Source organism: Mesorhizobium sp. WSM4850 (assembly GCF_055811735.1).
Map to the genome: position 1 here is coordinate 16,532 of NZ_JBVVPV010000055.1, position 21,276 is coordinate 37,807.

A 21,276-nucleotide genomic window follows, 5' to 3' on the forward strand; every position below is an offset into this window, starting at 1 on the left:
GTTGGCGGCTTTGTCGGTGCCGCTCAACGCGCCGGATAGGACGCCCCAGATGAACAAGAACAGGGCCGCCAGGCTCATCATCATGGCGCCCGCATATGGTCCAGTGACTTCAAAACCGAGCATGCGCTAACCTCCGGCGGGTGCCTGTTTCTCGCCAGGCGGCGCTGGCGGGCCGGACGCCGGCACCGACGGATCGGGCACATAGGCTCGCTCAGGCTTGTCAGCGACCAGTTCCAGATCGTTCAGCGCCGCGCGGGCCTCCTGCTTGATCGACAGCGGCTGCAGCGAGAGCGGGTCTTTATAGGCGGAAAGCGCCACCACGAAATAGGAAAGTGCCCATCGGTCCTCGTCCGGAAAGGAATCCCGATACGACGGCATCGGCGTGCCGCTGAGGCCGGTAGTTATCGTCCGGAAGATGTCTTCGACGGCCGGGCCAGACTTGAACTGGCCGCTGGTGAGGTCGGCCGGCGGGGTGGCGAACCCGATATCATCCTTGAGGCCAGCAGCCTTCTCGCCGTCGCCCTTGCCGCCTTGGCCGTGGCATTCCCAGCACTTCGCCACCTGCCAAACCTCCTTGCCACGGTCCAGCATCGTCTGGGACGGGGTCGGCGGGCGCCCGATATACAACGGTGGGCCAGGCGGCTCCTCGACGAAGAAAGCGTAAGGACTGGCGGGGTCGGAACGGTCAACCGCCAGCTCATACTTGATGTACTGGATCACCGCCAGCCGATCGTTGAGCGGCAGTTCGTACCAAGGGGGCATTGCCGTGCCGCGGATGCCGCGAGTAATGGTGCGCAGCATGTCCCCGTCCGTGGGCAGGGGCTCCTTTGTCAACCTAAATTTGAAGACTGCGGACGTGAAGTCCCTGGGCCGCTGGTTAAACATAAAGGTGGCGGCCGGCCCGTTGCCGTCGCCTTTGGCACCGTGGCAACCGATGCAGCGGCGCTCATAGACTTCCTTGCCATAGGCAATCCATTCCTCGGAGCGCGGCATCGTCGCATCCATGACCTCCAGACTTTGCGGCTCGAAAAGATCGCGCCATTTACCCCGGTTCGTGCCGAGCTTCTGGACGTAGGAAACGAGCGCCGCCAGCGATTCCGTCTCCGCCGCGATGCTGACGGTTTCTCCTGTGTATTCGTCATTCGGCGTCAGGATGATCGGCTTTCTTTCGCGCGCCTTCAGCGGCACGAACAGCAACCCGTACGCATTCGGCGTCAGCTGGATCGCTTGCTGGCTGTCGAAGTCGAAAAGGCCTTCGGTGACCTCTGTCCTTTCCAGGGTCCGACCGCCAGCGCCGTCGTCAACGATACGGACGGCTGCATCGGGCTCGTGGAAGAGACCGCGATACGGCGCCATTATCGAGTCCGGCACCAGCATCCGCGGATTGTAGAAGTGCGCCAGGTGCCATTCGTCGCTGTATTTCAGGCCGACGCGCGTCAGGTCCGGCCCGATCCGGCGTGTGCCTAACAGGTGCGGCACGTCATAGGCGTATTCGCCCGCCTCGCTGACCGGTCCCCAGCGGCGGATCTCGCCGGTCACCGGCCGCACGAATTGCGAATGGCAGTACCAGCAGCCTTCGCGCAGGTAAATGTTGCGGCCGCGACGCTGCTGCTCGGTGTAGTCCGTCGCCTCTGAAACCGTCCATTTCAGCTGGCCGAAATCCGTGCGCACCACCGAGGTCACGCGCGTAGTTCGCGAGGACGGCTCCACGAAGGGCAGCACGCCCTGCGTGATCACCGCAAGGGTGATGCAGAAGACGCCGGCGAACAGCGCGAAGAAGCGAACGTTCACTGCGCAGGCCCTCCCGCCGGGGCCGGGGTAGGCGCCTCGACCGACCCGCGGACGCGTCGCGCCTCAGCCGCCGGACTGGTCAGTGCGGTCAGCATCAGATTCACCACCAGCAGCGACATCCCGATATCCATGCTGATGCCTGCCAGGGTCCGCGCCAGCCAGTAGGGCTTCACCCAGACGAGCGAGTCGAGCCATTCGACCCCATTCATCCATTGATAACCCTGCTGCAGCCCGCCCGCTGTGAGGACCAGGCCCATGGTCGTGATGCCGACGGTGATCAGCCAGAACGACCAGTTGCCGAGCTTGAAGGACCAGAGTTCGCGCCCGAACAGTCGCGGCCAAGTATAGACGAGGCCCCCCATCGCCCAGACGACGAAGGTGCCGAACACGGTGAGATGCGAATGCGAGATGACGAAATCGGTGAAGTGGGTCGGCTGCTGCAGCTGCCGCAGCGCCTCGGTCGAGCCTTGGAAGCAGCCGACGAGATACATGAGCGAGCCCATGATCAGGAACTTCGCCGGCAAGTTCCTGCCGAACTCATGCCACTTGCCCATCATGGTGCCGAAGAAGTTCACCAGCACCGTCCACACCGGAATGATCAGCAGCATCGATGTGACGACGGCCAAGGTCTCGGCCCAGTCCGCGATCGGGCTGTAGAGGTAATGGTGGATGCCGACGAACGGGTAAAACAATGCCAGGGACCAGAAGCCTACCAGCGAGAGCTTATGGGCATAGAGCGGATTTCGCGCGCTGATTGGCAGGAAATAGTAAATGATCACGTAGCCCGCGGGCGTTAGCCACAGGCCGACGATGTAGTGGAGATAGAGGCCATGGAAGGCGGCGCTGTTGATGCCCGAGATCGTGTACGGCAGGATGAAGCTTCCAAGCACGAAGTTCATCGTCGTCCACACGAAAGTCGCGATCAAGTACCATAGCGCGACATAGATCGCCGGCTCGAGCCTTCGACTGATCGTGATCAGGAATTGCGCGGTAGCAACAGCCACTACGATGAAGAATGCGACCTTCGCATAGAGCGGAAACTCTCCGGCTTCCAAACCGTCACTGTCGCCGAACAGCAAGCCGACCAAACCGGCAAGCGTTGCGATGTTCCAGACCCATGCGAGAAGAACCGACCACTCCGACCATATCACCCGCACCCCCGACAGACGCGGCACGAGATAATAGCAAAGGCCGATGAAAAGCGTCGAGAAGGCGCCGAAGATGACACCGTTGACGTGGACGGGGCGCAGCCGGCCGAAGGTGAGCTCGAGGTTTCCCGATCCAAGATAGTCGGGGTAGTTGAAGGTGCTCGAGATCAGGACGCCGACGGATGGCGTCACCATCAGCCAGAACATGCCGAAATAAAGCCAGGTCCGCACGACCCGGTTGTCGACCAGCGCATCCAGGTCCACATTCGCGAACTTGCCGCGCAGCTCCATCCCCGTCTCTGCCAACGCATAGACCTCCCCGCGCGGTTCCCGGGCCGCACCACTGCTTCAACCCCACCATCGAGGTGTCACCCCGATGGCGGACGCGCTCCCGTGAAGCCGAGCCCCGGCTATCGACGAGACTAGTACTTGCCTGGCACCAACACCGAACCGGTGTTCGACCAGGTGATGTACGCCTCGAGCGCCTTCATCGCCTCCGATTCGGGATCGATCTTCTCACCCTGGTTCGGTTTCTCGATGCACCAGTTGATCATGTCGCGCAGTGTCGCGAATTTGGCCATCGACTGCTGGAACTTCGGGAACGCATGCGGGTGGGTATCGGAGGCCATCGGATGGCACATGGCGCAGGCCCACCCGGTGGTCGACAGCTTGACGCCCAACTGCTCCGCCATCGCCGCATCACCGTGGAACAGGAGGTCTCCCTTCCTGACCTCCTCCATGAACGCCTCTTGATAGAGCTTCAGCTGCTTTGGCGTCACCGGGTCCTTGTTGGCACTGGCCGGGCCGACGACGACGGCAGCTGCGACGACTGCTCCGGCGACGGTGGAACGCCTCAGAATGCAGAGGAATGTCGATGTGTTTATCATAGCCATCCCCTTTATGGATTTTCCCACGGGTACTGTCTGTCGGCGATGCGTGGCTGTAAGACCTCCTCAATGCTCTTGTCGTGGTCCTCCGGCGACTGGACGAGCACCTCCTTGCGGCCCCACATGATGTACTCGACGTCGACCTTGTCGTCGGCGTTGACGTTGACGGTTTCCCAACCGACTCCATCGAAGTGATCGCCGGGGTCGACCCGGATCATCGGCTTGGTCAGCTTGGGGACGCCTTCCGGGGCATACGGCCACGGCCAGGAGGTCGCCAGCATGCCGATCGAGCGCATGCTGCCGATCTCGTTGTAGAGCACCTGGTGCACGTGACCATGGATGTTGGTGACCTTTTTATAAGGCTTCAGCACGTCATTCACTTCGCGCCAGTCGCGCACCCAGAAATTCCAGGGCGGGTAGTACTCGTACAGCGGATTATGGCTGAAGATGACGATCGGTTTGGACTTATCCCAGTCGGCGAGTGTCTTCTGCATCCAGTCGAGTTGCTCGCGGCCGACGCCGGCCCACGCGCCGGCAACCGTGCCGTCGAGGGTAGCCATGTGGCCCATGCGCTCCTCTGGCGTCATCTTCTTCGCTGTCCAGTAGTCCGGTCCCCGGCTGACCGTATCGAGCCCGATGAAGCGCACGCCTTTGTGATCGAAGGTCCAGTTGGGTTGGCCGAACAACTCGCCCCACTTCTTGCCCATATCCAGATACCAGTCATGCTCGCCCGGGATGTAGTACTTCTTGATCTTCAGATCCTTGAGGAGCTCAACGCCAAGCTCAAGTTCCTCGATCTTTCCGAGCTGGGCCAGGTCGCCGCCGAAGATCAGGAAGTCGGCCGGCGGATCCATGGCCTGGACCTCTTGCACGGCGCGCACCACCTTGTCGACGAAGCGCGTGTTGAGGGATCTCGGATAGAGATGGGTGTCCGAAATCCAGGCAAACTTGAAGGGCGCTTCGGCGGCGTGAGCGACGTCGATGGTGTTGAGCAGCGGCCACCACGCGAACGTCTGGCCGACGGAAGCAGCGCCGAACAGCAGCGATCTGTGAATGAATGTGCGGCGGGTGATTTGGAGCGAGTCGTCGGGCCGTACTCCAGGCGGCTGCAGCACCGCATGCATTTCGCGCCGAATGCGGTCAAGCTCGTCAGACATCAGGGTTCCTCCTCAGTGCAGGCCGTTTCTTAAAGCGTCGGCCTTCTCGCAGGAGCGCGACCCTATTGAATCAGTGGGTCGCCCATTTTCTTATTTTTTCAGTTCAATCGTCAGACTGGTGGCCTTATTCTCCTCTACCTTTACGGTCTGCTCGATGGGCCCGGTGAAGGGGTGGATCGCCACGAGCTTGTAGTCCCCAGGCGGAACATCGGTTATGCTGAACTTGCCGTCGGCGCCGGTGACAGCGTAGTAGGGATTGTCTACCACATAGACCCAGCCTTCCATCCAGCCATGCGCGTCGCAGTCGACGCGGACAGTGCCGGCCCGCTTCAGTTCGACGGGTATCCGCTGGCCCTTATTGGGCAGCGCCAGGTTGAAGGCGGTGCGCTTGCCATAATACCCGTGGGTATTGTGGAGCATTGGGTCGCTGTTGACCACCTCCAGCGAACCGGCGGGTATCATCTGAACCGCGGGCTCAAAGCGACATTTGAGGTTGTTGAGCTCAGGCGGCTTTCCGGGCTCCGGCCAGGCCTTTCCCTGTGCCACGTCGACCAGCTGCACCGCCGCGTTCAGCACGGCCTGATCGCTGCCGACTTCGATCAGCGGCTCCTCGCGGGGATCGCCGCACACCTCGATATCCTTGGTGGGGATGATCTTTGTTGTCGGCACGTCGCCGCGGTAGACGATCGTACCCTCGATCGTTCCGCCTCCCGTGACCGGACCCACTTCGTAGGCTTGCGCAGGCGCGGACACCATCGCAACGAAAGCGATCGCCGCCAGCCCGCTCATCAATTCGCGAATGGTCATAAAAGCCTCCTCCTTCTAGCGAGATGAGGGGCAACTTTTAAAAATAGAGCTAAACCAGAACCATGTCTAGCCATTCAGCAACAAAACATGATAAAGTGAGATAGTTTAGGCGAGTTTGTTAATCACAAACACACGCGGGGGTTGGTGCGTCTTTCTCGAAGTGCCGGAGGTACTTGATGAAGCGGCGGCATGGACTCCTCAGCCCCTGGGCCTACGGTTCGCATACCCTCTTCTGCATAATATTCGCAGCGGCCCTGTCGATCTGCCAACCGCTCGTGCGGGCCGACACGGCGCCTGTGACGGTCGGTGGCCCATTCACGCTTACGGCGCCGGACGGAACGACGGTCACCGATGAGACTTATCGCGGCAAATGGCTGCTGGTTTTCTTCGGCTATACTTCTTGTCCCGACATCTGTCCGACGACGCTGTCATCAATCGCCGCGGCGATTGAGGAACTCGGACCCGACGCCGCAAAACTGCAACCGCTCTTCATCACTGTCGATCCCGAACGCGACACGCCTGAGGTGATGGGAAGCTTTACCGCAGCGTTCGATCCGCGCATCGTGGGACTGACCGGCAGCCCGCAACAGATCGCTGCGGTTTCGGAGGCATATGGCGCCTATGGTGTGGCGCGCCGGGGCGAGGCGGGCGGTGACGACTACCTAATGGATCACGGCACCCACATCTACATCATGAACCCACAGGGGCAATTCGTGGAGGGGCTAGACTCTGACACACCAAGCAGCGGCATTGCCGCTAGGTTAGGTGAACTGGTGCGATGACACCAGCCCTGGGATGACGGACATCACGATTAAGCAGTTGAGCGATCCATAGAAAGTTGTCATCCGGAAGGAGAGCGACCATGCAAAGACATACAAAGGAGGCTTCGGAGCTTAAGGCATTGATCCTCGCGGATCTTCATAAGGAGCCGGGATGCGAGCACGTCACTGATTTTGTGATTCAGCGGCTCGAAACCAAGGAGAACGGGGCAAACTGGACTGTCAAATATCTGGATCCTAATCAAGATAAGGTCTGCGAGACAATTCTGATAAACATCGCGCGAATGTTGCAGCTCAATTTCGACCTTCCTGAACGCGGGTCGTGAGGAACTATGCGAGCGGGATCGGCGCGCATCGCGCTTCGACATAATTCGTATGCAAGCAGAGGAATCGGGCGATGGCGGAACCCACAGCGTTGCACACCGGCAAACCTGGCGGCGTAAAGAACGTCCTTGCGCCGCGGCGATTTGGACCTCCGATGACCGGAGATGCGGGCGCTATGGCCGATGGGCAAGGCCGTATCTTGGTGCCAGGCAATACGAGTTATGACGGTTTCTTTGCAGATGCGATCGCGCGTCTGCAGGAGGAACGGCGCTACCGTGTGTTCGCGGACCTTGAGCGCGTCGCCGGACGCTTTCCCAATGCCGTGTGGCATTCCCCGCATGGACCGAAGGACGTCGTGATCTGGTGCTCCAACGACTATCTCGGGATGGGACAACACCCAAAAGTGGTCGCCGCCATGGTGGAGACTGCTACCCGCCTGGGAACGGGGGCCGGCGGGACGCGCAATATCTCCGGCACCAGCCATCCGCTCCTAGAGCTCGAGAGCGAGCTTGCCGATCTCCACGGCAAGGAGGCGGCACTGGTCTTTACGTCCGGCTATGTTTCGAACCAGACTGGCATCTCGACCATCGCCAAGCTGATCCCCGGTTGTCTGATCCTGTCCGATGCGCTCAACCACAATTCGATGATCGAAGGCATCCGTCAGTCCGGTACGCAGAAGAGCATCTTCCGCCACAACGACGTCGATCATCTCGAGGAATTGTTGAAGGCAGCGGGTCCGGATCGGCCAAAACTCATCGTCTTCGAAAGTCTCTATTCGATGGACGGCGACGTCGCGCCAATCAATCGCATTTGCGAAATCGCCGATCGTTACGGCGCAATGACCTATCTCGACGAGGTCCATGCTGTGGGCATGTACGGCCCTCGCGGCGCCGGCATCGCCGCGCGCGACGGCGCCATGAACCGGATCGATGTGATCGAAGGCACGCTCGCCAAGGCCTTCGGCTGCCTCGGCGGCTATATCACGGGAAGTGCTGTGCTGATCGATGCGGTTCGTTCCTATGCTCCGGGTTTAGTCTTCACCAGCGCGTTGCCGCCGGCGATCTGCGCCGCGGCCACAGCGGCGATCCGGCATCTGAAAACCTCGCACTGGGAGCGCAAGCGCCAGCAGGATCGCGTCCGGCGGGTCAAGGCGGCGCTGGGTGCCGCTGCGCTGCCGGTCATCCTGAGCGACACCCATATCGTTCCGGTGGCAGTCGGCGATCCGGCGCATTGCAAAGCGGCGAGCGACCTGCTGCTGAGCGATCACGACATCTATATCCAGCCGATCAATTATCCGACTGTGGCGAAGGGAACTGAGCGGCTGCGCATCACGCCGACACCCTGTCATGAGGACATCATGATTGATCGGCTCGCGGCAGCTTTGTTCGATGTCTGGAATCGGCTCGGGCTGCCACGGGACAATCTCGCCTGAGCGGCCGAATGAAGCTTCGCCGTTCCCCGAAGATTGGTCTTAAGGATCAAGGAAATGGCTGCCAAGGAAATCATGTTCTCGTTCGAAGCTCGCGACAGAATGCTGCGCGGCATTGACATCCTGGCGAATGCGGTGAGCGTCACGCTTGGCCCGCGGGGGCGCAACGTCGCGATCGGCAGGGAGCACGGCGCGCCAAGGGTCACGAAGGACGGCGTGACCGTCGCCAGGGAAATCGAACTCGACAACAAGTTCGAGAACATGGGCGCCCAGATGGTGCGCGAGATAGCAACAAAAACCTCCCATCAGGCCGGCGACGGCACGACCACCGCCGTCGTGCTCGCGCATGCGATCGCCCGGGAGGGCGCCAAGGCGGTGGCCGCCGGCATGAATCCCATGGACCTGAAACGCGGCATCGATCTCGCGGTCGAAGCCGTCGTCGCGGAACTCAAAAACAACGCCACGAAGGTCACCTCGAACGTCGAGATTGCGCAAGTCGGGACCATCTCGGCCAACGGCGACAGGGAGATCGGCCGCTGCCTCGCCGACGCCATGAAGAGGGTCGGCAATGACGGCGTGATCACTGTCGAGGACGGGACGTCGCTCGAAACCGAACTCGAATTCGTCGAGGGCATGCAGTTCGACCGCGGCTATATCTCGCCCCATTTCATCACCAATCGCGCAAAGATGCGGGTCGAGATGCAGGATGCCTATGTCCTCGTCAGCGAGAAGAAACTGTCCAGTCTGAACGAAATACTGCCGCTGCTGGAGAAGGTGGTGCAGGCCGGCAAGCCGCTGCTCATCATCGCCGAGGATGTCGAGAGTGAGGTGATGGCGGCGCTGGTGGTCAACAAGTTGCGCGGCGCTCTCAAGGTTGCAGCCGTGAAGGCGCCGGCCTACGGAAACCGCCGCAAGGCGATGCTGCAGGATCTCGCGCTGATGACCGGCGGAACGGTGATCTCCGAGGATTTGGGCATCAAGCTCGAACATGCTTCCCTCGATATGCTCGGGCGCACCAAGAAGGTGATGATCGACAAGGCAAACACCACGATCGTCGGCGGCGCCGGCGAGCGGGAAAGCATCGAGGCCCGCATCGCCGAGATCAAGCTCGAGCTTGCTGAAACCACCTCCGATTTCGACCGCGAGAACCTCCAGGAGCGGCTGGCCAGGCTCGCCGGTGGCGTCGCCGTTATCCGGGTCGGCGGTGCAACCGAAGTCGAGGTCAGGGAGAAGAAGGATCGCATCGATGACGCGATGAACGCGACAAGAGCCGCGGTTGCAGAGGGCATTCTCCCCGGCGGTGGGGTCGCCTTACTGCGCGCCGGCAGGGCGCTCAAGAAGCTCAAGGGCAGCAACGAGGACCAGCAGGTCGGCATCGCGATCGTCAGGAAGGCGATCACCTGGCCGGCTCGGCAAATCGCGATCAATGCCGGCCTGGAAGGCTCGGTCGTCATCGCCGGGATCCTCGAAAACGACGACAACGCCTATGGCTACGATGCCCAATCGGGCGTGTACGCGGATCTGGTGTCAAAGGGCATCATCGACCCAGCCAAGGTGGTGCGAACGGCGCTCCAGGGCGCAGCCTCGGTGGCAGGCCTCCTCATCATGACGGAGGCGATGGTGGCCGAAGTGCCTGGCCCGCCGCCGCCGGAACTTCCCGGTCACGAGCATCATCATCACGATATGGATTTGGATTTCTGACCGCTTCGCGGTCGTAATCCGGGCTCGCCGCCGTCAACAATGATCTCGTCCGCTGTCGAGGTGAGACAAGTCGTCGAGGATCACGGTATCCAAGGTGTCGGCTTATGGGGCTACCTGCTCGCTCCGATAGATGAGACGAATGGCAATATTCACCCATCTCGGCCCTTCTCAGTACCTACCTGATTAGGTTTTACCTGGGCCGTGATCCCGAACCGAAGGTCAGCGCAGCAAGATGTGAAACCGGTTTCGGGAAAGGACTAATGAAGCCCCATCCCGATTCCATCGAGATCGATCAAGCGCTGGTCAGACCGGCCGCACCAGAACGTGTTTTTTCTTGCCGAGCGACAGCTTTACGACTTGTTCCGGACCTAGATCCTCAATTGTCACCAACCGGCGATCGTCGGACACGGACTGGTCGTTCAGCCGCACGGCGCCGCCCTGGATGTGTCGCCGCGCCTCGCCGTTGGACGCGGCAAGCCCGGCGGCAACGAACAGCGACAATATGCCGACGCCGCTTTCCAGATCGGCCTTGCCGACCTCGACGGTCGGCAGCGTTTCGGCCAGCGCGCCTTCTTCAAACGTCTTGCGCGCGGTTTCCTCGGCTTGCTCGGCTGCCTCGCGGCCGTGCACGATGGCCGTCGTTTCCGTGGCCAGGACCTTCTTGGCCTCATTGATCTCGGAGCCGCCAAGCGCGGCGAGCCGCGCGATCTCGCTGAGCGGCAGGCGGGTGAAAATCTTGAGGAAGCGCGTGACGTCGGCGTCCTCGGTGTTGCGCCAGTACTGCCAGAAATCATAGGGCGAGTAGAGGTCGCCGTTCAGCCAGACCGCGCCCTTGGCCGATTTGCCCATCTTGGCGCCTGACGACGTGGTCAGCAGCGGTGTGGTCAGGGCATAAAGCTGCGGTGTGCCCATGCGGTGTCCGAGATCGACGCCGTTGATGATATTGCCCCACTGGTCCGATCCGCCCATCTGCAGGCAGCAGCCATAGCGCCGGCTGAGCTCGACGAAATCATAGCCCTGCAGGATCATGTAATTGAATTCGAGGAACGACAGCGATTGCTCGCGCTCGAGCCTCAGCTTGACGCTGTCGAAGGTCAGCATGCGGTTGACCGAAAAATGCCGGCCGACATCGCGCAGGAACTCGACATAGTTGAGCTTCATCAGCCAGTCGGCATTGTTGACCATAATCGCGTCGTTTGGACCGTCGCCGAAACGCAGGATGCGGCCGAAGATGCGCTTGATGCCCTCGATGTTGGTGGCGATGGCCTCAGGCGTCAAAAGCTTGCGCTGGTCGTCGCGGAAGGAAGGATCGCCGATCATCGAAGTGCCGCCGCCCATCAGTGCGATCGGCCGGTGGCCGGTCTCCTGCAGCCAGTAGAGCATGGTCGCGGATATCAGATTGCCGATATGCAGGCTGGTCGCGGTGGCATCGTAGCCGACATAGGCGGTCACCGTTTCCCTGGCGAAAAGCTGGTCGAGGCCGGCATCATCCGAAATCTGGTGGATGAAACCACGCTCGCTCATTACGCGCAGGAAATCGGATTTGAAGGCGGACATTTTTTCTTTCCCGAAAGCGCCCAACCGAAGCGGATCGGGCGTGGCATGCGTGAACGCGGGCGTTTAGCATCCAAGCGCGGTCAGCAAAAGGGGAATCCGGTTTTTCCACCTGACCGCTGTAACGGCGCCGCACGGCTTCGAATCGAATGCCATATCCTGCGACAGAGCCCGACGCGAGATGCCGGAGATATCTTCGCTGTTCGGCCTATCTCAACCGTTTCGGCCGCGGGTCGGACAACTCGCCTGCCAGACGGCGATCGAGATAGTCCGCGCATTCCTGGAGCAAGAGGTCCGCATCGTTGGAGAAGAAATGGTTGGCGCCGGGCAAGGTCTTCTGGGTGATGGTGATGCCCTTTTGCGTGTGCAGCTTGTCGACCAGCCCCTGCACGTCCTTTGGCGGCGCGACCTTGTCGGCGTCGCCATGGATGATGAGGCCGGACGACGGGCAGGGCGCCAGGAACGAGAAATCATAGGTGTTGGGCTGCGGCGCGATCGAGATGAAGCCTTCGATCTCCGGCCGGCGCATCAGAAGCTGCATGCCGATCCACGAGCCGAACGAATAGCCGGCGACCCAGCAGCTCTTGGAATCCGGATGCAGCGACTGCACCCAGTCAAGTGCCGCGGCCGCATCCGACAATTCGCCGGTGCCGTGGTCGAATTCGCCCTGGCTGCGGCCGATGCCGCGGAAATTGAAGCGCAGCGTGGTGAAATCCCGCTTCTGGAACATGTAGAAGAGGTCGTAGACGATCTTGTTGTTCATCGTGCCGCCGAACTGTGGGTGCGGGTGCAGGATGATGGCGATCGGCGCGCTCTTTTCCTTGGAAGGCTGGTAGCGACCCTCCAGGCGGCCGGCCGGACCGGTGAAAATGACCTCAGGCATAAAATACTCCACATGGCATAAGAATGCGCGGTGCTTGGAACAACTCTTCCTCTGGCCCCAGTCTTCCCAGGCCTTGACGCAGGGCGAGCGTCTTCTTAGAAGCTAGTTTAGAATTGTTCAAAACTGGGTGGCCAAAACGTCGTGGTTCGGCCATCCACGCCGCAAGTCGCGTAAATAGGACGGCTTGCCTTGCAATTTCAAGGAAATAACGCGCTATCCTCGCGGAATGGCTCTTGAAGGGACCGATCGAAACGAAAATGGCCGGAAGACGCGCCTATCTCGACTACAATGCCAGCGCGCCGCTGCTTGCTGCGGCGCGCACGGCAATGATTGCCGCGCTCGATATTGCCGCCAACCCGTCGTCGGTCCATGCCGAAGGTCGTGCCGCACGACGGCTGATCGAGAATGCAAGGCGCGATGTGGCGCTGCTGGTCAACGCCGGCGCCGAGCATGTCGTGTTCACCTCCGGTGCGACGGAAGCCGCCTCGACGCTGCTGACGCCGGATTGGCAGATGGGGCGCGGCACTGTCCGCATGAGCCGGCTCTATGTGTGCGAAGCCGATCATCCTTGTGTGCTGAACGGCGGGCGCTTTCCGGCAGCCCGGGTAACACGCATCGGCGTCGACGCCGACGGCATTGTCAGGCTGGACGCGCTGGCGGCGGCACTTGGCCGTCATGACAAGGCGGACGGCCTGCCGCTGGTGGCGATCCATGCCGCCAACAACGAGACCGGCGTCATCCAGCCGGTCGGGCGCATTGCCGAAATCGTCAAGGCGGCAGGCGGCATCCTGGTCGTCGACGCCGTGCAGGCAGCCGGTCGCATTCCGCTCGATGTGTCAGCGGGTTATGCCGATTACTTGATTCTGTCTTCGCACAAGATTGGCGGCCCCATGGGCATTGGCGCCATCGTCGCCGCCGCGGATCTGATGATGCCAAGGCCGTTGATCGCCGGCGGCGGCCAGGAAAAGGGTCATCGCGGCGGCACCGAAAACCTGGCCGCGATTGTCGGCTTTGGCGCAGCGGCGCGCGAGGCCCTGATCGGATTGAAGCGCATCGACGCCGTCGGCAGCCGCCGCGATGAGATCGAGGCGATCGTGAAAACGCTGGTGCCGGATGCGGAGATCTTCGGAACCGGCGCGCCGAGGCTTGCCAACACGACATTCTTCGCTATTGCGGGCATCAAGGCCGAGACGGCGCAGATCGCCTTCGACCTCGCCGGCGTGGCGCTGTCGGCCGGTTCCGCCTGTTCGTCGGGCAAGGTCGGCCCGAGCCATGTGCTGAAAGCCATGGGATACAATGACAGCCTTGGCGCTTTGCGCGTGTCCATCGGCCACGCAACGAGCGCGCAGGACATCGAACTGTTCCGCACTGCATTGGCCGGCATTGCCTCACGCCGCGCAGGCAGGGAAGAAGCCGCCTGAGCGCGGCAAACAAACGCAGGCTTTTTGGCCTGGTAGAGCCGTGCGTTTCATGGTGGCCGGGTGAATTCCCGGCAGGGACGCACTATATGGAACTTACGCCGCCTCGGGTGCCTCGCGGGTACTGGTTTCGCGGTGCCATAGTTTGAAAACTGCCGGGCCTTGACCCCGGCGTGGATGGAGAACGCTGATGCCTGCTGTGCAGGACACGATCGATCGGGTTCGAAAGATCGACGTCGACCAATACAAATACGGATTCCAGACCGAAATCGCGATGGACAAGGCCCCAAAGGGCCTGAGTGAAGACATTATCCGCTTCATTTCGGCGAAGAAGGACGAGCCGTCCTGGATGCTGGAATGGCGTCTGGAAGCGTATCGGCGCTGGGTGACGCTGGACGAGCCGAAATGGGCGCGCGTCCACTATCCAAAGATCGATTTCCAGGACCTCTACTATTATGCGGCGCCCAAGAGCACGCCAGGACCGACATCGCTGAGCGACGTCGACCCCGAACTGTTGAGGGTCTATGAAAAGCTCGGCATCCCGCTGAGGGAACAGGAGATCCTCGCCGGTGTGCAGAAGACCGACGCGTCGGAACTCGAGGAAGCCAGCGACAATGTCTACAAGTCGGGCCGCGTCGCCGTCGACGCCGTGTTCGATTCCGTGTCCGTCGTCACCACCTTCAAGAAGGAGCTGGCGCAGGCCGGCGTCATCTTCTGCTCGATCTCGGAAGCCATCCGCGAGCACCCGGATCTGGTGAAGAAGTATCTCGGCTCGGTCGTGCCGACTTCGGACAATTTCTACGCCACGCTGAATTCGGCGGTGTTCACCGACGGTTCTTTCGTCTTCGTGCCCAAGGGCGTGCGCTGCCCGATGGAACTGTCGACCTATTTCCGCATGAACGAGAAGAACACCGGCCAGTTCGAGCGCACGCTGATCATCGCCGAGGAAGGGGCCTACGTCTCCTATCTCGAAGGCTGCACGGCGCCGCAGCGCGACGAGAACCAGCTTCACGCTGCGGTTGTCGAACTGATCGCGCTCGACGATGCCGAGATCAAATACTCGACGGTGCAGAACTGGTACCCCGGCGACGCCGAAGGCAAGGGCGGCATCTACAATTTCGTCACCAAGCGCGGCGACTGCCGCGGCCACCGTTCGAAGATTTCATGGACGCAGGTCGAGACCGGCTCGGCGATCACCTGGAAATATCCGAGCTGCATCCTGCGCGGTGACGATTCCAGCGGCGAGTTCTATTCGATCGCCGTGTCGAACGGCTACCAGCAGGTCGACAGCGGCACCAAGATGATCCATCTCGGCAAGAACACGTCGAGCCGCATCATCTCCAAGGGCATCGCCGCCGGCTTCTCGCAGAACACCTATCGCGGCCAGGTCTCGGCGCACCGCAAGGCGACCAACGCCCGCAACTTCACCAACTGCGACTCGCTGCTGATCGGCGACCAGTGCGGCGCGCACACCGTGCCCTACATGGAAGCCAAGAACGCAACGGCGCAGTTCGAGCATGAGGCGACGACGTCGAAGATTTCCGAGGACCAGAAGTTCTACGTCATGCAGCGCGGCATTCCCGAAGAAGAGGCGATCGCGCTGATCGTCAACGGCTTCGTCAAGGACGTCATCCAGCAACTGCCGATGGAATTCGCGGTCGAGGCGCAGAAGCTGATTGGGATCAGCCTCGAGGGCTCGGTCGGCTGACCGGACCGAAAATTTTCAGGAAAAGAAAAAATGCTTGAAATCAGAAATTTGCATGCTCGCATCGTCGATGACGGCACCGAGATCATCCGCGGCCTGAACCTGACGGTGAAAGCCGGCGAGGTCGCCGCCATCATGGGGCCGAACGGCTCGGGAAAATCGACGCTGTCCTACATCCTCGCCGGGCGCGAGGACTACGAGGTCACCGAAGGCGACATCCTCTACAACGGCCGGTCGATCCTCGAAATGGATCCTGCCGAGCGCGCCACATCAGGCATTTTTCTCGCCTTCCAGTATCCGATGGAGATACCCGGTGTGGCGACGATGGAATTCCTGAAAGTGGCGATGAACGAGCAGCGCAAGGCGCGCGGCGAGGAGCCGCTGAAGATCCCGGAATTCCTGAAGCGCGTGAAGGATGCCGCCGCCTTGCTCGACATGGACATGGCGATGCTGAAGCGGCCGCTCAATGTCGGCTTTTCCGGCGGCGAGAAGAAGCGCGCCGAGATCCTGCAGATGAAGCTTCTGGAGCCAAAACTCTGTGTGCTCGACGAGACCGATTCCGGCCTCGACATCGATGCGCTGAAGATCGTTTCGGAAGGCGTCAACGCGTTGCGCGCGCCGGACCGCGCCATCGTCATCATCACCCACTACCAGCGCCTGCTTCAGTACATCGTGCCGGATAGTGTGCACGTGCTGTACAGGGGCCAGGTGGTCAAGTCGGGCGACAAGTCGCTGGCGCTCGACCTCGAGGCCAATGGCTATGCCGGCGTGATCGGCCAAGCTGCGTGAGATGCCAGAAGGCCAGGAAGGCAAGCCAAACAAGGCGAGACGGATGAATATACACATGACACCCCAGCGAACGCCGGCCGAAACGGCGCTGATCGACGCCTTCAGCGACCGGCTGTCGTTGCTGCCCGGCGACGGCACGGTGATGTTGAAGCGCGACGACGCCATCGAGGCGATCAAGAGCGGTCTGCCGACGCGGCGCATCGAATCCTGGCACTACACCGACCTGCGCCGCCTGTTGACTTCGGTTCCGGATTTCGATCCCGCAGCCGCCCCAAAAGCCATTGCGCCTGTCGTCGAAGGATCCGCTGTCCTGCCGGTGTTCAACGGCGTGTCGAGTGCGAAAATGCCTGAAATCGAGGGCATCGCCGTGCAGCGCCTGTCGGAGAAGCTGACCGACGGCAGCATCGCACCAGGCCTCGACCTCTATGGCGCCGACGATGCCATCGGCGCGCTGAACACCGCTTTCGTTGCCGACGGCTATTTTGTCGACATTGCCGACGGCACCGAACTGGACAAGCCGATCGAACTGCAGAACCTGCAGGCCGGCGGCCAGACGCATGTCCGCCTCAGCGTCCGCGTCGGCGCCGGCGCCAAGGCCGTGATCGTCGAGCGCCAGGCGGGCGAGGGCGCCGCACTCGTGAGTTCGGTCAGCCAGCTTCTGCTTGACGAGGGCGCCGAGGTGACCTGGCTGATCGTGCAGGAGCAGCCGGATACGGCGACGCATCTTGCCCAGTTCAAGGCGCATCTCGGCAAGAATGCGAAGCTGACGCTGTTCGTGATGAACGCCGGCGGCAAGCTGGTGCGCCAGGAGATCGTGGTCAGGACGACCGGCGAAGGCGCCGATTTCACGCTGCGCGGCATCAACCTGCTGGCCGGTGACACCCATACCGACGTGACCATGGTGCTCGACCATGCGGTGCCACATACGGCTTCGACGGAAGTGATCCGCAACGTGGTGACGGGAAGAGCGCGCGGCGTCTTCCAGGGACGCATCAACGTCCACCAATACGCGCAGAAGACCAACGCCAAGATGGCCTGCAACACGCTGCTTCTGTCGGATGACGGCGAGTTCTCGACCAAGCCTGAGCTCGAAATCTTCGCCGACGACGTCGTCTGCGGCCACGGCGCCACCGTCACCGAGATCGATCATAGCCACTTGTTCTACCTGATGGCGCGCGGCATCGACGAGAAGGCCGCTCGTGGCCTGCTGGTCAAGGCCTTCGTCGCCGAGGTGATCGAGGAACTGGACGACGAGGCGATCGTCGAGGCGCTGGAAACGAGGCTCGACGGCTGGTTCGCGGCGCACGGTTGACAGTGGGTGAGGGTTTGGCGCCTCGGCCAGCACCCCTCATCCGTCGCCTTCGGCGACACCTTCTCCCAGGGGAGAAGGAAGAGCGCCTCTCCTTCTCCCCTTGTGGGAGAAGGTGGATTGGCGCGAAGCGCCAAGACGGATGAGGGGTGCTGGAAGGAACGCGGCGTAGCAAGGACTTCGAGATGGACCAGAAAGTCGAAAACATCCCCTACGACGTCGAGGCGATCCGCCGCGACTTTCCGATCCTGTCGCGGGAAGTCTACGGCAAACCGCTGGTCTATCTCGACAACGGCGCTTCGGCGCAGAAGCCGCAGGCCGTGCTCGACGCCATCCAGCACGCCTACGCCCAGGAATATGCCAACGTCCATCGCGGGCTGCATTTCCTGTCGAATGCCTCGACCGACGCCTTTGAGAACGCGCGCAAGATAGTGCAAAGATTTCTCAACGCGCCAAGCACCGACAACATCGTCTTCACCTCGAACACGACCGCGGCGATCAACACCGTTGCTTATGGTTATGGCATGCCCAATATCGGCGAGGGCGATGAAATAGCCCTGTCGATCATGGAACACCATTCCAACATCGTGCCGTGGCATTTCATCCGCGAGCGCCAGGGCGCGAAGCTGGTCTGGGTGCCGATCGACGATCTCGGCGTCTTCCATATCGAGGAGTTCGAGAAGCGGCTGAGCGATCGCACAAAACTGGTCGCCATCACGCACATGTCGAATGCGCTGGGCACGGTGACGCCGATCAAGGAGATCGTCCGTATCGCGCATGCGCGCGGCATTCCGGTGCTGGTCGATGGCAGCCAGAGCGCCGTGCACATGCCGATCGACGTGCAGGACCTCGACTGCGATTTCTTCGTCTTCACCGGCCACAAGGTTTATGGGCCCTCGGGCATCGGCGTGCTCTACGGCAAGAAGGACATGCTGGAGCGCATGCGCCCGTTCATGGGCGGCGGCGAGATGATCGAGGAGGTGACGCAAGACATCGTCACCTACAACGATCCGCCGCACCGTTTCGAGGCCGGCACGCCGCCGATCGTCCAGGCGATCGGGCTGGGTGCGGCGCTCGAATATATGGAAAAGATCGGCCGCGAGCGCATCGCCGCCCACGAGGCCGATCTCAGGGATTATGCCCATCAGCGGCTGCGCGCCATCAATTCGCTGCGCATCTTCGGCGATGCGCCTGACAAGGGCGCCATCATCTCCTTCGAGCTGCAAGGCATTCATGCCCACGACGTGTCGATGGTGATCGACAGGCAAGGCGTCGCCGTCCGTGCCGGCACCCATTGCGCCCAGCCGCTGTTGAAACGTTTTGGCGTAACCTCCACATGCAGGGCATCGTTCGGCATGTATAACACCAGAGCCGAAGTCGACGCTTTGGCCGATGCGCTCGAAAAAGCGCGAAAGTTCTTCGGATGACGATCATGGATGATGCAGGCCACACCGCTGAGACCACGTCGGAAACGGTAACCAATGAGGTGGTTTCCGCCTCGGCCATTCCCGCCGACGAACTGGCACGGCTGACCGACGACATCGTTTCGGCGCTGAAGACGGTCTACGACCCAGAAATCCCGGCCGACATCTATGAGCTCGGCCTGATCTACAAGATCGACATCGAGGACGACCGCTCGGTCAAGATCGACATGACCCTGACCGCGCCGGGCTGCCCGGTGGCCGGCGAAATGCCGGGCTGGGTGGAAAATGCCGTCGGCGCCGTCGAAGGCGTTTCCGGCGTCGAGGTCAACATGACCTTCGATCCGCCCTGGTCGCCCGACCGCATGTCGGAAGAGGCGCAGGTCGCGGTGGGCTGGTATTGAGGCGCACTTGCGCCAGGCAGAAAACTTCACCATTTTAGGTGAAGACTCATTCCGCAGGCCTTGAACCTGCGCGAACGCGGAGAAAAAGAATGGGACGCTTCGCCGTCATCACGATGACCGAAAGGGCTGCCGATCGGGTTCGCGAGATCGTCGCGACCCGTGAGAATGCGCATGGCATTCGCCTTGGCATCAAGAAGGGCGGCTGCGCCGGTATGGAATATACGGTCGATCTGGTGACCGAGCCCAACACCAAGGACGATCATATCGAGCGCGACGGCGCCCATGTCTATGTCGCGCCTGAGGCAGCGCTTTTCCTGTTCGGCACCGAGATGGATTTCGAGCAGACGACGCTGCGCACCGGCTTCACCTTCCGCAACCCGAACCAGAGCTCGGCCTGCGGCTGCGGCGAATCGGTGGAGCTCAAGCCGGCCGATCTGAAGGCCCTGGCCGAGGCGCGCGCATCGGCCTGATCTTCCTTCGCCCCCGTGTCTCACTCATCCGGCCCTTCGGGCCACCTTCTCCCCGCTGGGGAGAAGAGGCTTGCATCAACGCTGGCCACCTCCTCTCCCCTCGGGGAGAGGTCGGATTGCCCCGAATTGCCCTTCGCAATTCGGTTGGCAATCCGGGTGAGGGGGCTTAGCCTATGTAAACGGGGAGAAGGGACCTAATCCACCCACATTCCCGTTCGTTTGTGCCAGTCTGCGATCGATTCCTCGGGATAGACGTCGAAGACCTTGTCGTCCTTGCCGATTTCGGGCTCGACCCAGTTCGCCTTGTATTTCAGCATGAGGTGCACCTTTTCAGGCGGTTTCGGCAGGTCTGTGTCGATCGCCGAGGCGAAGGGGTGGACCAGTTCCGGCCAGGTCCGGTCATAGAGCCACAGTGCCGAACCACATTTTTTGCAGAAATTCCGCTCGCCTGACGAGATCTCGCATTGCGGATGCTCGTCGTCCTCGATCTCGGCCTGGTAGACGCCAAGATGGCGCTTGCCCTTGATTTTCAGCGTCTCGAAATCGGCACCGAGATTGATGGCAAAGCCACCGCCGCCCTGCTGCTTGCGGCAGATCGAGCAGTAGCACAGCATGAACGGCACCGGCGTGTGGCTTTCCACCTCGAAGCGGACGGCATTGCACCGGCAGGACCCTTTGAGCAGAAGCGGCATGAAAAACTCCGACGAAATTGGCTTTCAACTTGTCAGGATGGCGCCGGCTGCGGCGATGACAAGGGGAAATCCGGGTGACATGATCGCCGCATGGACAATGAACGCATTGCCGAACTTTTCGAAGGCCTCGGACCGGTCAGCATTCGCAAGATGTTCGGCGGCAAGGGCATCTATTTCGACGGCGTGATCGTCGCCATCGTCATTCGTGACGAATTGATGCTGAAAGCCGATGCGGAAAGCGCGCCCGAATTCGAGGCGGCCGGCTGCCGGCAATGGACCTATACGGGGTCGCGGCACGGCAAGCTGGTGTCGATGCCGTATTGGAGCGTTCCCGACAGCGCCTTCGACGACCCGGATGAGATGGCGGTCTGGGCACGCCTGGCCTATGAGGCGGGGCTGCGTGCCGGCAAATAGGTGCGTCCGCTAGCCACTCAGCTAAAGACAATCGCTCCAGGTTGGCGCCGACCCTCTCCCCCGGGGGGGGGGGGGGGGGGGGGGGGGGCCGGCGCCCCCCGCCCCCGCCCCCCCCCCCGGCGGGGGGGGGGGGGGGGGGGGGGGGGGGGGGGGGGGGGGGGGGGGGGGGGGGGGGGGGGGGGGGGGGGGGGGGG

The 21,276-nt window shown here is 61.7% G+C and carries 20 protein-coding genes; 12 read left to right on the top strand and 8 right to left on the bottom strand.

Features of this window, described 5'->3' with window-relative positions:
- Positions 1–126: 126 nt before the first annotated feature.
- The 5 genes from AC0L2Z_RS31185 to AC0L2Z_RS31205 form a co-directional block, all read right to left on the bottom strand.
- The gene (locus tag AC0L2Z_RS31185; RefSeq protein WP_473523577.1) at positions 127–1,791 is read right to left on the bottom strand and encodes a cbb3-type cytochrome c oxidase subunit II; all 1,665 of its coding nucleotides are present in this window, start codon (positions 1,789–1,791) and stop codon (positions 127–129) included.
- Positions 1,788–3,230 carry a cbb3-type cytochrome c oxidase subunit I gene (locus tag AC0L2Z_RS31190; RefSeq protein ID WP_363216559.1) on the bottom strand — a complete coding sequence of 481 codons (1,443 nt, stop codon included), beginning with the start codon at positions 3,228–3,230 and terminating at the stop codon, positions 1,788–1,790. Before AC0L2Z_RS31190 ends, AC0L2Z_RS31185 begins: the two co-directional genes overlap by 4 nt.
- Positions 3,231–3,361: 131 nt before the next feature.
- On the bottom strand, positions 3,362–3,826 hold the full coding sequence (locus tag AC0L2Z_RS31195) for a c-type cytochrome (protein WP_023798298.1): 465 nt from the start codon (positions 3,824–3,826) through the stop codon (positions 3,362–3,364).
- An 11-nt stretch (positions 3,827–3,837) separates the two neighbouring features.
- A complete protein-coding gene (locus tag AC0L2Z_RS31200; protein ID WP_473630175.1) occupies positions 3,838–4,983 on the bottom strand; it encodes a metallophosphoesterase family protein in 1,146 nt (381 codons plus the stop codon).
- A 90-nt stretch (positions 4,984–5,073) separates the two neighbouring features.
- Positions 5,074–5,772, bottom strand: a complete 699-nt coding sequence (locus AC0L2Z_RS31205) for a carboxypeptidase regulatory-like domain-containing protein (protein WP_413468442.1) — start codon at positions 5,770–5,772, stop codon at positions 5,074–5,076.
- A 194-nt stretch (positions 5,773–5,966) separates the two neighbouring features.
- On the opposite strand from AC0L2Z_RS31205, the gene AC0L2Z_RS31210 reads away from it, so the two are divergent.
- The 4 genes from AC0L2Z_RS31210 (at position 5,967) to groL (ending at position 10,023) form a co-directional block, all read left to right on the top strand.
- Positions 5,967–6,572 carry an SCO family protein gene (locus AC0L2Z_RS31210; protein WP_473534560.1) on the top strand — a complete coding sequence of 202 codons (606 nt, stop codon included), beginning with the start codon at positions 5,967–5,969 and terminating at the stop codon, positions 6,570–6,572.
- An 80-nt stretch (positions 6,573–6,652) separates the two neighbouring features.
- A complete protein-coding gene (locus AC0L2Z_RS31215) occupies positions 6,653–6,895 on the top strand; it encodes a hypothetical protein (RefSeq protein WP_027154144.1) in 243 nt (80 codons plus the stop codon).
- 173 nt (positions 6,896–7,068) lie between these two features.
- Positions 7,069–8,325, top strand: coding sequence for a 5-aminolevulinate synthase (gene hemA / locus AC0L2Z_RS31220; protein WP_473630181.1), 1,257 nt, complete (start codon positions 7,069–7,071; stop codon positions 8,323–8,325).
- A gap of 54 nt (positions 8,326–8,379) precedes the next feature.
- The gene (gene groL, locus AC0L2Z_RS31225) at positions 8,380–10,023 is read left to right on the top strand and encodes a chaperonin GroEL (RefSeq protein ID WP_027154146.1); all 1,644 of its coding nucleotides are present in this window, start codon (positions 8,380–8,382) and stop codon (positions 10,021–10,023) included.
- A gap of 303 nt (positions 10,024–10,326) precedes the next feature.
- Here the strand turns inward: groL and tyrS are convergent, their stop codons facing one another.
- Positions 10,327–11,580 carry a tyrosine--tRNA ligase gene (gene tyrS, locus AC0L2Z_RS31230; protein ID WP_473630176.1) on the bottom strand — a complete coding sequence of 418 codons (1,254 nt, stop codon included), beginning with the start codon at positions 11,578–11,580 and terminating at the stop codon, positions 10,327–10,329.
- A 205-nt stretch (positions 11,581–11,785) separates the two neighbouring features.
- Positions 11,786–12,460 carry an alpha/beta hydrolase gene (locus AC0L2Z_RS31235; protein ID WP_027154148.1) on the bottom strand — a complete coding sequence of 225 codons (675 nt, stop codon included), beginning with the start codon at positions 12,458–12,460 and terminating at the stop codon, positions 11,786–11,788.
- A gap of 257 nt (positions 12,461–12,717) precedes the next feature.
- Between AC0L2Z_RS31235 and AC0L2Z_RS31240 the strand changes: the two genes are divergently transcribed.
- The 7 genes from AC0L2Z_RS31240 (at position 12,718) to sufA (ending at position 19,976) form a co-directional block, all read left to right on the top strand.
- Positions 12,718–13,881: a cysteine desulfurase family protein gene (locus tag AC0L2Z_RS31240; protein WP_473630177.1), complete on the top strand. Its 1,164-nt coding sequence runs from the start codon at positions 12,718–12,720 to the stop codon at positions 13,879–13,881.
- Between the two features lie 187 nt (positions 13,882–14,068).
- Positions 14,069–15,586, top strand: coding sequence for a Fe-S cluster assembly protein SufB (gene sufB / locus AC0L2Z_RS31245; protein WP_023798290.1), 1,518 nt, complete (start codon positions 14,069–14,071; stop codon positions 15,584–15,586).
- Positions 15,587–15,616: 30 nt separating this feature from the next.
- On the top strand, positions 15,617–16,372 hold the full coding sequence (gene sufC, locus AC0L2Z_RS31250; protein ID WP_091591425.1) for a Fe-S cluster assembly ATPase SufC: 756 nt from the start codon (positions 15,617–15,619) through the stop codon (positions 16,370–16,372).
- 43 nt (positions 16,373–16,415) lie between these two features.
- Positions 16,416–17,684, top strand: coding sequence for a Fe-S cluster assembly protein SufD (gene sufD, locus AC0L2Z_RS31255; protein ID WP_473630178.1), 1,269 nt, complete (start codon positions 16,416–16,418; stop codon positions 17,682–17,684).
- A 182-nt stretch (positions 17,685–17,866) separates the two neighbouring features.
- A complete protein-coding gene (locus tag AC0L2Z_RS31260) occupies positions 17,867–19,108 on the top strand; it encodes a cysteine desulfurase (protein ID WP_473630179.1) in 1,242 nt (413 codons plus the stop codon).
- A 5-nt stretch (positions 19,109–19,113) separates the two neighbouring features.
- A complete protein-coding gene (locus AC0L2Z_RS31265) occupies positions 19,114–19,506 on the top strand; it encodes an SUF system Fe-S cluster assembly protein (RefSeq protein WP_027154153.1) in 393 nt (130 codons plus the stop codon).
- 89 nt (positions 19,507–19,595) lie between these two features.
- A complete protein-coding gene (gene sufA, locus AC0L2Z_RS31270; RefSeq protein WP_128168442.1) occupies positions 19,596–19,976 on the top strand; it encodes a Fe-S cluster assembly scaffold SufA in 381 nt (126 codons plus the stop codon).
- 194 nt (positions 19,977–20,170) lie between these two features.
- Here the strand turns inward: sufA and AC0L2Z_RS31275 are convergent, their stop codons facing one another.
- Entirely contained in the window at positions 20,171–20,668 is a 498-nt protein-coding gene (locus AC0L2Z_RS31275) for a GFA family protein (protein ID WP_091591419.1), read from the bottom strand.
- A 90-nt stretch (positions 20,669–20,758) separates the two neighbouring features.
- Between AC0L2Z_RS31275 and AC0L2Z_RS31280 the strand changes: the two genes are divergently transcribed.
- Positions 20,759–21,082, top strand: coding sequence for a TfoX/Sxy family protein (locus tag AC0L2Z_RS31280; RefSeq protein ID WP_091591417.1), 324 nt, complete (start codon positions 20,759–20,761; stop codon positions 21,080–21,082).
- The last annotated feature ends 194 nt before the right edge of the window (positions 21,083–21,276 follow it).